The organism is Grimontia hollisae CIP 101886 (assembly GCF_000176515.1).
GTDB classification, from domain to species: domain Bacteria; phylum Pseudomonadota; class Gammaproteobacteria; order Enterobacterales; family Vibrionaceae; genus Enterovibrio; species Enterovibrio hollisae.
In genome coordinates this window covers 14,422-29,298 of the sequence record NZ_ADAQ01000009.1, presented here as the reverse complement: position 1 = coordinate 29,298, position 14,877 = coordinate 14,422, and the positions used below count along the sequence as shown (strand labels likewise).

12 protein-coding genes are annotated in these 14,877 nt (G+C 50.5%); 8 read left to right on the top strand and 4 right to left on the bottom strand.

Annotated features, from left to right (window positions below):
* Nucleotides 1–121: 121 nt before the first annotated feature.
* Together gshA and VHA_RS03385 are read left to right on the top strand one after the other, a co-directional pair.
* A complete protein-coding gene (gshA, locus tag VHA_RS03390) occupies nt 122–1,675 on the top strand; it encodes a glutamate--cysteine ligase (protein WP_005501851.1) in 1,554 nt (517 codons plus the stop codon).
* A gap of 85 nt (nt 1,676–1,760) precedes the next feature.
* Nucleotides 1,761–2,369, top strand: coding sequence for a transglycosylase SLT domain-containing protein (locus tag VHA_RS03385; protein ID WP_005501850.1), 609 nt, complete (start codon nt 1,761–1,763; stop codon nt 2,367–2,369).
* 77 nt (nt 2,370–2,446) lie between these two features.
* On the opposite strand, the gene VHA_RS03380 is transcribed toward VHA_RS03385, so the two are convergent.
* On the bottom strand, nt 2,447–3,682 hold the full coding sequence (locus tag VHA_RS03380) for a YbiU family protein (RefSeq protein ID WP_005501849.1): 1,236 nt from the start codon (nt 3,680–3,682) through the stop codon (nt 2,447–2,449).
* A gap of 293 nt (nt 3,683–3,975) precedes the next feature.
* Here VHA_RS03380 and VHA_RS03375 point away from each other — a divergent pair, with 293 nt between their 5' ends.
* The 5 genes from VHA_RS03375 (at nt 3,976) to VHA_RS03355 (ending at nt 9,354) form a co-directional block, all read left to right on the top strand.
* The gene (locus tag VHA_RS03375; protein WP_005501848.1) at nt 3,976–5,019 is read left to right on the top strand and encodes a LacI family DNA-binding transcriptional regulator; all 1,044 of its coding nucleotides are present in this window, start codon (nt 3,976–3,978) and stop codon (nt 5,017–5,019) included.
* A 132-nt stretch (nt 5,020–5,151) separates the two neighbouring features.
* Complete coding sequence (locus tag VHA_RS03370) at nt 5,152–6,399, top strand: ABC transporter substrate-binding protein (protein WP_040528143.1); 1,248 nt, start codon at nt 5,152–5,154, stop codon at nt 6,397–6,399.
* A 75-nt stretch (nt 6,400–6,474) separates the two neighbouring features.
* The gene (locus VHA_RS03365) at nt 6,475–7,380 is read left to right on the top strand and encodes a carbohydrate ABC transporter permease (protein WP_005501844.1); all 906 of its coding nucleotides are present in this window, start codon (nt 6,475–6,477) and stop codon (nt 7,378–7,380) included.
* Nucleotides 7,367–8,248: a carbohydrate ABC transporter permease gene (locus tag VHA_RS03360; protein WP_005501841.1), complete on the top strand. Its 882-nt coding sequence runs from the start codon at nt 7,367–7,369 to the stop codon at nt 8,246–8,248. Before VHA_RS03365 ends, VHA_RS03360 begins: the two co-directional genes overlap by 14 nt.
* A 5-nt stretch (nt 8,249–8,253) precedes the next feature.
* Nucleotides 8,254–9,354 (top strand): ABC transporter ATP-binding protein, encoded by a 1,101-nt coding sequence (locus VHA_RS03355; RefSeq protein WP_005501838.1) that lies wholly within the window; start codon nt 8,254–8,256, stop codon nt 9,352–9,354.
* Between the two features lie 60 nt (nt 9,355–9,414).
* Here the strand turns inward: VHA_RS03355 and VHA_RS19190 are convergent, their stop codons facing one another.
* From VHA_RS19190 to VHA_RS03340, 3 genes are all read right to left on the bottom strand, one after another.
* Nucleotides 9,415–10,716 (bottom strand): methyl-accepting chemotaxis protein, encoded by a 1,302-nt coding sequence (locus VHA_RS19190; protein WP_005501835.1) that lies wholly within the window; start codon nt 10,714–10,716, stop codon nt 9,415–9,417.
* Between the two features lie 189 nt (nt 10,717–10,905).
* The gene (locus VHA_RS03345; protein ID WP_005501833.1) at nt 10,906–12,180 is read right to left on the bottom strand and encodes an HlyC/CorC family transporter; all 1,275 of its coding nucleotides are present in this window, start codon (nt 12,178–12,180) and stop codon (nt 10,906–10,908) included.
* Nucleotides 12,181–12,303: 123 nt separating this feature from the next.
* Entirely contained in the window at nt 12,304–13,101 is a 798-nt protein-coding gene (locus VHA_RS03340) for a cytochrome C assembly family protein (protein WP_005501830.1), read from the bottom strand.
* A 270-nt stretch (nt 13,102–13,371) separates the two neighbouring features.
* Here VHA_RS03340 and ffh point away from each other — a divergent pair, with 270 nt between their 5' ends.
* The gene (ffh, locus tag VHA_RS03335) at nt 13,372–14,736 is read left to right on the top strand and encodes a signal recognition particle protein (protein ID WP_005501828.1); all 1,365 of its coding nucleotides are present in this window, start codon (nt 13,372–13,374) and stop codon (nt 14,734–14,736) included.
* Nucleotides 14,737–14,877: the final 141 nt, after the last annotated feature.

Below are 14,877 nucleotides of genomic sequence, written 5' to 3'. Positions count from 1 at the left end.
GGCAGGGAAGCTAACAGCGGAAACAGTGAGATGGCATTTGCATGAAAAGGTGATTATGCTTAGCCATCTTACTGCTTTATTACAATAAACGAGTGCAGCCTTGACTAGTTTCTCAAAAAGGTTGGAAGCGTTTTCTGAGCATCCGGAAGCGCTAAAAAGCATTGGCCGGGGTGTTGAGCGTGAAGCGTTGCGCATTACACCACAAGGTGCCTTGTCATCCGACACCCACCCGAAAGCGCTAGGCTCTGCCTTGACGCACCAGTGGATCACTACCGATTTTGCCGAGCAGTTACTGGAATTCATTACGCCGGTTACCTATTCCGTATCGGAAATGCTGTCCCAGCTGCAGGATATTCACCGCTTTACCTACCGCGCATTGGGTGAGGAATCGCTATGGCCGTTATCCATGCCCTGCTACGTAGGTAATGAAGATGACATTATGCTGGCACAGTATGGATCTTCCAACGTAGGAAAGATGAAAACCCTCTACCGCCAGGGACTGAAGCACCGCTATGGCAGCGTGATGCAAATTATTTCCGGGGTACATTTCAACTTTTCTTTTCCATCAAGCTTCTGGCAGCAGTTATTTGGTGAGCAGGCGTCGTATGACAGGCAGGCATCTGTGTCTGAGGCCTATTTCGGTTTGATCCGGAATTACTACCGCTTTGGCTGGATGATCCCTTACCTGTTTGGTGCGTCTCCGGCGCTGTGCGGATCGTTCGTTAACAAAACCGATTCAACACTGGCCTTTGAAACCGTCGGCAATGGCACTTACTACCTGCCATATGCCACCTCATTGCGTCTGAGTGATTTGGGGTACACCAACAATGCACAAAGCAGCCTCAAAATCGGGTTTAACAGTCTGGAGCAGTATCTTCAGGGTGTGCGTGCCGCGATTGGTACACCATCAGACGATTTCTCCAAAATTGGTGTCAAAGACGAAAATGGCTATCGCCAGCTCAACAGTAATGTGTTGCAAATTGAAAACGAGTTGTATGCACCGATCCGCCCCAAACGCGTTGCGAAAAGCAATGAAAAGCCGTCTGAAGCACTGGAACGTGGCGGGGTAGAATACATTGAGGTCCGTTCGCTGGATGTTAACCCGTTCAGTCCGGTAGGCATCGATGAAAGCCAGGTCTACTTTCTGGATCTGTTTTTGACTTGGTGCGTGCTGTCAGAGTCCGAACCAATGACCGATTGCGAATTGCAGTGCTGGCGCGAAAACTGGAACAAGGTAGTGTTGGAAGGACGCAAGCCGGGCCTGACCCTGCAAATTGGCTGTGAAGGTGAACAACTGACACAAGCTGAATGGGGCCGCCGGGTATTTGCAGATTTGGCAGAGCTGGCCGTTGTGATGGACAAGGCATATGGTGGTGATAAGTATCAGGCTGTCTGTCAGGAACTGGTCACCTGGTTTGATGAACCAGAGAAAACCCTGTCAGCGAGATTACTTAATGCGATCCTTGAGAAGAAAAGCATTGGTCAGGTGGGCCTGTCTATCGCCAAGGATAACCGCTCCCTGTTTGCTGGCGGTGATTACCAGTATTTTTCGGCCCAGCAATTTGAAGAAGAAAGCCAAGCCAGCCTGAAACGTCAACAAGATGTGGAGCAAAGCGATGCTATCAGCTTCGATCAGTATCTGATGGCGTATTTTGGTGATAGTGTATCGCTTTGATACGATACCTCTTTTATAAAAAACAGGCTGGTATCCCCAGCCTGTTTTTGTTTGTCTACAAAAAGCATAAATAGAAAGGACACTCATGCGCGTTACTTCCAAATGGCTGCTTATGTTCTATGCGCTGGCGTTGACCGGTTGTGCAACCCCTCCACCGAAAAATCCAGATAACCTTTGTAGCATTTTCCGCCAGTATGACGATTGGTATGAAGATGCTGTCGATATGGAAGACGAGTGGGGTACCCCCATTCATATCGCCATGGCGTTTGTGAAACAGGAAAGTGCGTATGTACATAACGCCCTGCCACCGCGTGATTATATGCTCTGGGTGATCCCATGGGGGCGGGTGAGCAGTGCCTATGGTTACGCACAGGCGCAGGACCCTGCCTGGTCTGATTACCAGAAGGCGACGCGCAACGGGGGTTCTCGTACCGATTTTGGCGATGCCTTGCAGTTTATCGGCTGGTATACCAGCGAAACCCAACGCCAGCTGGGCATTTCAAAATGGGATGCCTATAACCAATATCTGGCCTATCACGAAGGGCGGGGTGGCTTTAAACGCGGCACTTATAAATCAAAACCCAAGGTCATGCAGGTAGCAAGGAAGGTTGAACGCCAGGCCAAGACGTATGGTGCCCAGCTGAGAAGTTGCCGGGAAGAGCTGGAAGATAACCGCAGTTGGTGGCCATTTTAGGTGTTATAAACCGCCCAGACAGACAAAACATAAACAGGAAGCGCCTTTCAATGGCGCTTCCTGCTTTAGGGAAATCGCTACTTAAACCCCATCTGGCGTTTGCCAAGAGCAGACAAATCATCCACTGTGGCACGTCCCACATAGTTTTTCTCATGGTGCTCCGGTGCGAAGTCTGGGCAGCTTTCACCAGCAAGAAACGCGTTGCGTTGTTTCTCAAGGAAGCGGCGGTTTTTTTCGCAATCCGGTGCTGCACCGATAAACAGCACATTGCTGTATCCCTCACCATTATGCTTGTCTTCTACGGCATGAATGGTATCCGGGTGCCACCATACCGTATCGCCGGGGTGCATTTTCGGGATCGACAACAGCCCTTTGAGCAATAAAGGGTGCCATTTCGGCGATACTGTTAATGCCCGCCCGGGTGACGCGCCGCAAAGATCATCATCAGGAACATCATCCTGAATGGCGCGCAACAGCATGTAGGGCATAGCAAGTGTTGAAGGGACCATTTGCAATGTGCCATCGCCTTTGCCTTGGGCAGTGAGTGCCACCCAGCCCTGAAACGTACGGAACACACTACATACTGCTGGTGACGGGTACTCTTCCACGTCGATGCGGTTGGCGCCGTGGAAAGCCTGATACTTCTGCCAGTTGCCCTGAAAGACGTCGCGGTAAACCTCCCGGTAATGAGGCTCAATCCAGCGTTCAATCGAACCTGAGTCCACGTGGGGAGAAAGCCCTAGGGTGGCATCACCGGGTTCCCGGCGACGGACGCGATCAGCATAGCTCACTTCCAGATCGGGGTTAAAGAAGGTGTTTTCGCCGTCTTGCCATGTCCAGAGGTGGTTAAGGTGTTTGCGGATGGTGGCCATGTTCTGGTGCTGGCGAGCCCAGATCTGGGCTTGTGACCAATAGATGCCGAAAATCTGGGGCTTGTCAGATTTCAATTGGCTGAAGTAATTATCTTCTACCGTTGGGGTGTGTTCATAGTAACCATTATCGATGATGTAGCGGGAAATAGCCTCGTTATGTTTACTGACTTCCTTGGTCGGTAATGTGTTGCGGATAATACAGCAACCGGTGCGGTGAACTTGCTGTCTTTGTTCGTCACTGAATCCCTGCTTTTCAATCTTGGCAAAATCAAATTGTGGAATGGCAGAGCCTCTTGCCTCCTCCTGTCGGATCCGGGCAATTTCCTCCTCCATGGCTTCTGAAACCTGTTGAAATCTGTTTTGGTAATCTGGCACTTGTGCTTTTAGTGCCTGTTTGAATTCACGGATCTGCTGTGGAAGGTTTTCTGTGGATAGTGTCATACGTCCTCCTTTTGCTACTCAATCGCAGACAAAAACCACAATAAAATCAGGGTATTGATTCTGCGTTTGTCACGTCCTTAAACCACTTTCACATTACTCGCGGTGATGGTGTGATCGAAGGCTGATTTTTAATTTATCTTTTAACTAAATTGCAACCTTGTTTGAACAAATATACTACCTTTACTGGAACGTTCCAGTTTATTTTTTGATCAATTAATGTTTTTTATCGCATATATTTGTAACTGAACGGTAATTTTTCAGGGCGGAATAGTCTGAGCAGGAGTGACGATCGCGTGGCCGTAAACCAGAGAGCGGGATATGGAAGCCCTAAAAAAGCCACAGTGATTGACGTTGCGAAAGCAGCGGGCGTATCAAAGTCGACGGTGTCTTTGGTGCTTCGTGGGGGGACCGGCGTCAAGGCCGATACCATCGACAAGGTAAATCGTGCAATACGTGAGCTGGACTATGTCTATAACCGTGATGCAGCAGGACTAAGAAGCCGGGAGTCCAATCTAGTGGCTATCGTGGCTAATGATCTGGCTAACCCGTATCTGGCGCAGGTGATCATTGCGTTAGAGCAAGAACTGGAACAACAAGGCTATATGCCTGTTGTCGTCAATATCAATGAGAGTGTTGAGCGCCAGCGCACCATGGTGACATCACTGAAAGAACACAATGTGACTGGTTTTTTTATGACTCCGGCACCGGGCACCCAGCCGGAATGGCTCGCGGGGCTGGCCAGTGTTACTCAGCCTGTGGTGTGCCTGATGCGGGATGTGGAAGGGTCTGGGCTGCCGACAGTAATGCCTGACAACGAGCAGGGTATGTATCTGGCAACGCGTCATCTTATCAGGCTTGGCCACACGCGGCTCGCGTTTGTTGGTGGCGTGACGGCAATTTCAGATTATCACGGGCGTAAGGCGGGTTTTTTGAAAGCGATGCAGGAAGCCGGTTTAACAGTGAAAAGCAGTGACATTGAACCCGGCTCAACCAAGCGTAAAGGCGGCACTGTGGCGATTCACCGGGTGCTTGACAGGGATCCATCCATCACGGGTGTGATTTGCTTTACCGACGTGATCGCTTATGGCGTGTACAGCGCCTTGCAGGATAGGGGGTTAACCCCGGGAAAAGATATCGCGGTGGTGGGGTTTGATGATTTAGAGGACAGCCGGTTGATGTCGCCAGCCCTGACGACGGTCAGGGTCAGGGCTGGGGACATAGGGCAGATGGCATGTAAATGCTTGCAACAATGGCGAGAGAACCAGAAAGTACCGGGAAATGCCCTTGTGGGTGTGGAGCTTGTGGTTCGTTCGTCATGTTGTTCGGTAGTGGGATAAAGGGTCGGAAGTCTGGCCTTGGTTCCCGGTTTGGAAAGGAAGACTGCTGTAGATTCCCAGGCAATAGAAGCAGGCTGAATAGGTCATTCAGATGCCTTGGGGGGACAGAACAACAATAATGGGACAACTATCATGATAAAGAACAACATGATGCAAACCCTGCTGCTCGCAGGTACTTTGCTGTTATCAGCGACTGTCGCTCAGGCGGAAGATGTCGAAGTGCTGCACTGGTGGACGTCTGGCGGTGAAGCCGCGGCGCTGAACGTTCTCAAAGACGATTTGGCAGCTCAGGGGATCGGTTGGCAGGATATGCCTGTTGCCGGTGGCGGTGGCGGGAACGCAATGACCGTATTGCGCGCCCGGGTGACCTCGGGCAATCCCCCCACTGCGGTGCAAATGTTGGGGTTTGATATCCAGGACTGGGCGGCAGAAGATGTGGTGGCCAACCTTAACCGTGTCGCCGATGCTGAAGGCTGGAATAGTGTGGTGCCGAATGCGCTGCAAAACTTTGCCAAATACGATGGTAAGTGGGTGTCGGCACCGGTAAATGTTCATTCCACCAACTGGATTTGGGCGAACAAAAAACTGCTGGATGAAGTGGGTGCCAAACAGCCAACCAATTGGGATGAGTTGATTGATACGCTGGATAAACTTAAAGCAGCTGGCTATATCCCACTCGCCCATGGTGGCCAGGCCTGGCAGGATGCCACCCTTTTTGACGGCGTGGTGTTGACCACTGGCGGTATCGATTTTTATAGAAAAGCGATGGTCGATCTGAATCCAAAAGCGTTGGGTTCAGACACCATGGTGAAAGTGTTTGATCGCATGTCGCAGCTGCGTGGCTATGTAGATAAAAACTTCCCGGGCCGGGATTGGAACCTGGCATCTGCCATGGTGATTGAAGATAAGGCCGGTATGCAGATCATGGGCGACTGGGCGAAAGGTGAGTTTCTCAAAGCCGGTAAAAAACCGAATGAGGATTTCCTTTGCTTCCGTATGCCGGGCACCCAGGGCATGGTCACGTTCAACTCTGATCAATTTGTGATGTTTGATGTGGGCGACTCTGATGCGCAAAAAGCCATGGCAAAAGCCATCATGTCTCCGGCGTTTCAGTCGGCGTTCAACGTGGTGAAAGGGTCGGTGCCGGCACGTACCGATGTCTCCAACGAAGCGTTTGATGCTTGCGGGCAGAAAGGCATGGCCGATCTGGCAGAAGCCGACAAAAACGACACTCTCGTCGGCAGTATGGCCCATGGACACGCGGCTCCAGCAGCGGTGAAAAATGCGGTCTATGACGTGGTAACCAACCACTTCAATGGTGGTATGGACGCTAGGCAAGCGACAAAAGCACTGGTTGCTGCCGTTCAGGATGCGCAGTAATCCAATGGGGAAGGGGTAAAGCCCTTCCTTTTTTACTCCACATATAGTCGTTTCTCGTCGTTTGAAGGACCAACTATGGCTTCACAAGGAAAGTACAGTTCGCGCCGCTTCTGGCAGCAACTGTTGCCAAAAATTGTTATTGCACCCTCGTTCGCGCTGATCCTATTTTTTGTCTATGGCTTTATTGCCTGGACAGCCTATATTTCGCTTAGCCGTTCTCGGATGCTCCCCAATTACAACCTGGATGGGATCCGTCCCTATGAAAAACTCTGGAACAGCCTGAACTGGCAGGTGGCACTCGAAAACCTTGCGGTATTCGGTATCCTTTATATTGTGATTTGTTGTGTGCTTGGTCTGTTTCTGGCCATTTTGCTCGACCAGAAAATCCGCTTTGAGGGCGGGCTTCGCCCTGTCTTCCTCTACCCCATGGCGCTGAGCTTTATTGTCACAGGAACTGCCTGGAAGTGGTTCTTAAACCCCGGACTCGGGCTTGAGAAAACCATGCATGAACTGGGGTGGGAAAGCTTCAGTTTTGACTGGCTGATTAACCCTGAGATGGCGATATACACGGTTGTGATAGCTGGCGTGTGGCAAACCTCAGGCTTTGTGATGGCGATGTTCCTAGCAGGGCTTCGTGGCATCGACAGCGAAATGCTGAAAGCGGCGCAGCTTGATGGTGCATCCTCCTTCCAGATGTATCGCCGGATCATCATTCCACAGTTACGGCCCGTGTTTTTGAGCGCCTTTATCGTGCTCGCTCATATGGCAATCAAAAGCTATGACCTGGTTATCGCCCTGACCGGTGGCGGGCCGGGCAATGCCACTGAGCTTCCTGCTACGTTTATGTACTCCTACACCTTCTCGCGCAACCAGATGGCGGTAGGTTCGGCGAGTGCTATTGTCATGCTGATGACCATTGCCGCCATCATCGTGCCTTACCTCTACAGCGAGTTGAAGGAGCCGAAGCATGGAGAGCATTGATAATAACTCCCCGTTTCAGGGGGCTAAATTTTGGCGGGTGTTGATTTATACCACCTTGCTGGTGTTCGCCTGCATGTACCTGCTGCCGTTGTTTGTGATGCTGGTGACCTCGTTTAAAGAGCTGGATGAAATCCGTCAGGGCAACATGCTGGCACTGCCTGAGGTATGGACCGTCGAACCGTGGAAAGCGGCATGGGGTACGGCCTGTATCGGGCTGACCTGTGAGGGAATCAGCGGTTACTTCACCAACTCGATTGCTATCACTGTACCGGGCGTGTTGCTTTCTACCCTATTGGGAGCGCTCAACGGGTATGTACTGACCAAATGGCGCTTTCCGGGGCACAAATGGGTATTCGGTCTGATGCTGTTTGGCTGTTTTATTCCGTTTCAGGTGGTGCTGGTGCCCATGAGTCAGGTGCTGGGGACACTCGGGATTGCCAACACCACGCCGGGGCTGGTGTTGGTTCATGTGGTTTACGGTCTGGGTTTTACTACTCTGTTTTTCCGTAACTATTACGAAGCATTTCCCAGTGAGCTTATCCGGGCTGCGATGATTGATGGGGCAGGATTCTTCCGCATGTTTTTCCGCATTCTGCTGCCAAGTTCGGGGCCGATCATTGTGGTGACCATCATCTGGCAGTTCACCAATATCTGGAATGACTTTCTTTTCGGGGCATCGTTTGCATCAGGTGACACGGCGCCGATTACGGTGGCCCTGAACAACTTGGTAAATTCTTCCACGGGTGTAAAGGAATACAACGTGCACATGGCAGGGGCCATGATTGCAGCGCTGCCTACCCTTTTGGTTTATGTCCTGGCCGGACGCTATTTCGTTCGTGGTCTGATGGCAGGTTCAGTAAAAGGATAATGTGAATGGCTTCTTTGACGCTTAATAACGTAAAAAAACGCTTTAGTCATATTGAAGTATTGAAGGGAATTGATATCGCAATTGATGATGGCGATTTTCTGGTGCTGGTAGGGCCGTCAGGCTGCGGTAAATCGACGTTGCTGAATATGATTGCCGGGCTTGACAGCATCAGCGATGGTGAGGTGGCTATCGGCGATGTGGTGATCAATGACCTGCACCCGGCTGATCGCGACATTGCCATGGTGTTCCAGTCCTATGCGTTGTATCCCAATATGACGGTGGCGCAGAATATTTCGTTTGGTCTGGAAATGCGCAATGTGCCCAAACCTGAACGGGAGCGCAAAATCGGTGAGGTGTCCTCAATGCTGCAAATCGGACACCTGTTAAGCCGCAAACCGGGACAGTTGTCTGGTGGCCAGCGCCAGAGGGTTGCGATGGGGAGGGCATTGGTCCGTGATCCAAAAATCTTCCTGTTCGATGAGCCGCTGTCAAACCTCGATGCCAAACTGCGTGTTGATATGCGCACCGAAATCAAGCGTCTTCACCAGCGTTTGAATGCCACCATTGTCTACGTCACCCATGATCAGATTGAGGCAATGACGCTGGCAACCAAGATTGCAGTGATGAAAGACGGCGAATTGCAGCAACTGGGATCGCCCGCAGAGGTGTATGACGACCCTGCCAATACGTTTGTGGCTACTTTTATGGGAAGCCCGTCAATGAACCTGGTTGATGCCAGGGTACTGGAAGCGGGGGATGACAGAACCGTGCTCGAGCTGGAAGGGTTTGATGGTGAGCACCAGTCGGTTGTCATTAATACCGGTTTTAAGGCACTGTCTTCTTATGTCGGGAAAAACGTCAGTCTCGGTGTGCGCCCTGAAGATATCACTGAACAGGACGGTGGCGAGGGCACATTGCACTGTAAGGTTGATGTCACTGAGCCTACCGGCGCGGATACCTATGTGATTACCTCTCTGGGCGGGAAAGAAGTGGTGGCGCGTATGCCAGCGAATGTTGCACTGAACGCTGGCGACATGGCGCATCTGGGCTTTAACCCTGAAAAACTGGTGCTGTTTGATGCTGAAAGCGGTAGCCGGATACGCTAGGTTTTTCTGCTCAACCTAAAAGCGCTCCCTGTGGAGCGTTTTTTGTGAGTGAAGAAATGATCAGTTACCGACGTTTAATCCGGAGACTGTTTGTGCCACATTTTCTGCTCCGGAACGAATTTCCTCCATCACGGATGAGGCTTCTGCTATCTGTTGCTGACCTTTCGCTGCGGAGTCTGACACACTCGCCATTTTGCGCGTAGCTTCTGTCGTCAACTCTCTGTTTTTCTTTACAACCTCGGAGATTTCTGCTGTTGATTGGCTGGTTCTTGCAGCCAATTGGCGGACTTCGTCGGCGACAACAGCAAAACCACGACCTTGATCGCCAGCACGTGCCGCTTCTATCGCAGCATTAAGCGCCAAAAGGTTAGTTTGGTCTGCGATGTCACTGATGGTTGAGAGAATTGCCTCGATATGCTGGGACTGTTCATTGAGCTGTGCAATGGAAGACGCTGTTTCAGCGACTTGCTCTGAAATGGATTGTGAGGTCGACACTGTGTCAGCCAGTACATCAGCCCCTTGTTTGGCGATTTGCGACGTTTCTACGGATGTTGAATATGCCACTTCGGCCGCTGAGCGTATCGCTTGCTCTTGCGTGACTTTTTCGGTGATGTTGGTGGCAAATTTCACTACGCGTATTACCTTCCCTTTGTTGTCAAAAACCGGGTTATACGTCGCCCGTAACCAAAGCACGTTGCCCATCGAGTCTATGCGCTCAAACTGGCCTGCTTTAAAGTCACCTGCCGCAAGTTCACCCCAAAAATCGGGGTTTTCTTGATAAAAATGGTCGGGACAAAATATGCGATGGTGTTTTCCGACAATTTGATCCAATGCGTAGCCTACAGCCCCGAGGAAGTTAGCGTTCGCCTGAATAATGGTTCCATCGGGTTCAAATTCAATCACGGCCATCGACTTATCTAGTGCTGTAAACACGGCAGATTGGTCATCCAACCGCGTTTTCGCTTTCGTTATATCAGACGCGATTTTCATCACTTCTGTGACTATGCCGTTCTCTTTGATAGGAAAGTACGTGGCTTCTAGCCAAAGTCGTTGACCATTTGCATTTACGCGGGGGATCTGACCACCAATGACTTCACCTGAACGTAGCCGCTCCCAAAATCGGGTGTATTCCGCACTTTGGGCATAGTCCGTATCGCACAGTTCACGATGATGTCTGCCGATCAACTGTTCTCGCGAAAAACCGACTGCAGCCAGAAAATGTTGATTAGCATGCTTAATGATGCCTTCCGGCGTGAAATAAATTGTGGCAACACTGTTATTGATGGCTTCAATAACTGCTTTGGTGTGGCTGTTTTCGGCTTGCAACGCTTCGAGTTCTTTTTTTAGTTTCCCGTTGAACATATTGTTTCCTTAGGTCAAATCTATCGCGCCGCACTTTTCTTTACATCATGTGAGACACTTATTAAGAGTAGTTAACTATTGGTAACGTTGTTAATTTTATGGGGTGTACGCTGCGTGCGTTTCAGGTAAATTTGGTTGTTGGCAGCAAGAGAAAACGCCAACGGTTAAGTTGGCGTTTGAGCGTAAAAATTAGAAATGGGCTTCTTTGGGAACGGGAAGAATTTTTACCTGCTTTATCATGTTTTCTGCCACCTCAATGATTTCCATTTGGTGACCTTCCACTTCGATGCTTAACTGGCTGCTTGGGATGTCTTCGAGATGTTCAAGAATTAGCCCATTAAGGGTGCGAGGGCCGTCAGTGGGCAAATCCCAGTTCAGGCTCTTGTTGAGGTCGCGGATATTGGCGGTGCCATCAATCATAAAACTGCCATCAGGAAGGGCTGTAATTTCCTCAGCAAGGCTTGGTGAAAGTGAGGTGGTAAATTCCCCGACGATCTCTTCAAGAATATCTTCCAGTGTGACAAGGCCAATAATGTCTCCATACTCGTCCACAATCAGTCCGATACGCTGTTTGTTGCGCTGGAACTTAAGCATCTGGACATTCAGTGGTGTCCCTTCCGGAATGTAGTAGACCTCGTCTGCGGCGCGAAGCAGGTTCTCTTTGTTGAACTCGTTTTCAACCATCATCCGGTATGCCTCACGCACACGCAACATACCGACGACCTCATCAATGCTGTCGCGATAGAGCACCATACGGCCATGGGGGGCGTGGGTGAGCTGGCGCATGATGGCTTTCCAGTCGTCATTCACGTTGATCCCGGTAATTTCATTCCGCGGTACCATGATGTCATCTACGGTGATCTCTTCAAGCTCCAGAATCGACAGCAGCATACTTTGGTGGCGACGCGGGATCAGCCCACCAGCTTCGTTGACCACAGTACGCAGCTCTTCTGAACTCAAATGATCTTTGCCGTCATGACTGGTCGCAAGGCCCATAAGCTTGAGAAAACCATTGGTAATGCCGTTTATTATCCACACCAGTGGATAAAGCACTTTCATTAGGACATTGAGTAAAAAGCTGCTGGTGTAAGAGACTTTTTCGGGATAGAGCGCGGCGAGCGTCTTAGGGGTGACTTCTGCAAAGACCAGAATAACCAGTGTCAGGCCGCCGGTCGCGATGGCCACGCCAAGATCGCCAAACAGGCGCATACCCAGAATAGTTGCTATCGCAGAAGCCAGGATGTTGACCAGGTTATTACCGATGAGGATCAGGCCAATCAGCCTGTCAGGACGTTCCAGCAATTTTTCTACACGCTTGGCGCCTTTGTGCCCTTGGTTGGATAAGTGCCGAAGCCGGTATCGGTTTAATGCCATCATGCCGGTTTCGGAGCCGGAAAAGTACGCAGAAATAAAGATGAGCAATACCAAAACGGTCGCTAACGTTCCCGTCGATATGTCGTCCAAATTGCAAGTTCCTTCTTGTTTGATTAGCCCTGGGGCTGTTGATCTCAAAAGGTTAACAGCCCCTCATTAAGGGCCAGAATTACTTCAGCTGTCAAACCCAATGCTAAAAATACAACATGGTTGTCACGCGGCGATGATGATCTCACGCACAAACCGGCTGCCAAAATAAGCAAGGGTGAGCAAGAATGCGCCCACAATGCTGATCCAAATGACGCGGCGTCCCCGCCAGCCTGATTGATAATGGCCCCAAAGCAGCACGCCATACACTACCCAAGCCATGGCCGAGAGCAATGCCTTGTGCGCTTTGCCTTGAGCAATCATATCCTGAACAAAGACAAGGCCAGTCAACAGGGTGAGGGTCAGCAGGATCTCTCCGATAAGGATGATATTGAACAGTTGCCGTTCTACGGCCATTAATGGTGGCAGGTTTGGGTTCATCACCCGTTTCTTTTTGTGTTTGAGTTGATGGTCAAGCCAGGCCAGCTGAATGGCGTACAGGGTGGCAATCATCAGCGTGGAATAAGAGAACAGCGCCAGCGAGATGTGAACCAGTACTTCTGGCTGCGCTTCCAGGTGGGTAATAAAGGCGCCGGGAAGCACGGTGGCTGCTGTTAGATTAATGGCCGAAAAACTATAGACCACAGGCAGAAGCACCCAGATACGCATTTTGAACATTAAACCGGTCGTGATGATCGCAACAATAAAGCTGATCAGCGAGGCAACATTGAGAATGCTGAGGTTTTGCCCACTCCCGGCAAAGATCAGATCAGATAATAGATAGACATGAAGCGCCAACGCGCCGGCAGCACTCAAAAAGACGTTGCGCGCCGGGATCTGGTTTGGGCCGGACAAGCCGGGAATAATTTGCATAAGTGCTGCAAAGTACAGCAGGGCAGCAGTAAGTGCTAAGAATATATCCATGTGCCTTTCAACAACATCGCGTCAAAAAGAAAGCCTTCAGTATACCCTGTGCAATTGAGAGCCGCTATCAACGCGCGCCGATCTTTAGGATGTAAACCTGTCTTATCCATTGCAAATACCGCCAAAAACCCCTGCTATCCTTTTAAAACTATCGGTGATGCCAGCATGTAAGCAAGAGCAATAATGAGATATAATCGCGTCAATTTTTGTTTATTGCCACCTGACAGGGTTTGGTCACGTGGTACTGTCGCGTAGATAAGCGAGTAAGACATGTTTGAAAACTTAACAGATCGTCTATCCCGTACGTTGAAGAACATCAGCGGTCGTGGTCGCCTCACTGAAGACAATATAAAAGAGACCCTGCGCGAAGTGCGCATGGCACTGTTGGAAGCCGATGTTGCGTTACCGGTAGTGCGAGACTTCGTGAAGAAAGTAAAAGAAAGTGCCGTGGGCTTGGAAGTCTCAAAAAGCCTGACGCCCGGTCAGGAGTTCATCAAGATTGTCCAGTCTGAGCTGGAAGCGGTGATGGGGGCATCCAACGCAGAGCTGAATCTGGCCACACAGCCACCGGCGGTAGTGCTGATGGCGGGTTTGCAAGGTGCGGGTAAAACCACCAGTGTTGGTAAGCTGGGTAAGATGCTCAAAGAGCGCCATAAGAAGAAAGTGCTGGTGGTCTCTGCTGACGTTTATCGTCCTGCGGCAATCAAACAACTGGAAACCCTGGCAGGTGATGTTGGCATCGATTTCTTCCCATCAACACCGGATCAGAAGCCGGTAGAGATCGCGAAAGCGGCACTTGATCATGGCAAACTGAAATTCTATGACGTCGTTATCGTCGATACCGCAGGCCGCCTGCACATTGACGAAGAGATGATGGATGAGATCAAAGACATCCATGCCGCCATCAAGCCGGTGGAAACCCTGTTTGTTGTTGATGCAATGACAGGTCAGGATGCGGCGAACACGGCAAAAGCGTTTAACGATGCCCTGCCGCTGACCGGTGTGGTACTGACCAAGGTGGATGGCGATGCGCGTGGTGGTGCGGCGTTGTCTGTTCGCCACATCACCGGTAAACCTATCAAGTTTCTGGGTGTGGGTGAGAAAACTGACGCGCTGGAACCTTTCCACCCAGACCGCGTTGCCAGCCGCATCCTCGGTATGGGGGATGTGCTGTCGCTGATTGAAGAGCTCGAGCGTAACGTCGATAAAGACAAAGCTGAGCAACTGGCGAAGAAGTTTAAAGAAAAGAAAGGGTTCGACCTGCAGGACTTCCGTGACCAGCTTCAGCAGATGAAGAACATGGGTGGCATGATGGGCATGCTGGACAAGTTGCCGGGGATGTCAAACCTGTCTGATGATGTAAAAAACCAGGTAGACGATAAAATCTTTGTCCAGATGGAAGCCATCATAAACTCCATGACCCCAAAAGAACGTGCGCGTCCTGATCTCATCAAAGGCTCACGTAAAAAACGTATTGCTGCCGGTTCCGGTACCCAGGTTCAGGATGTTAACCGCCTGCTCAAACAGTTTACCCAGATGCAGAAAATGATGAAGAAGATGCAAAAGGGTGGCATGAAGAACATGATGCGCAATATGAAAAGCATGATGGGCGGCGGTGGCATGTTCCCACGCTAACCCCCTTGGATAACCCAAGAATTGGCGGGTCAGGAAAGGCCGGCCATTAATCAATAAAGCGACGGAATCGCTAAGTGATTGAAGTACAGACACTGCTGGTGCTTTTTTAGCTAAAGCAGTTGCATTCGATCACAGAAAGCG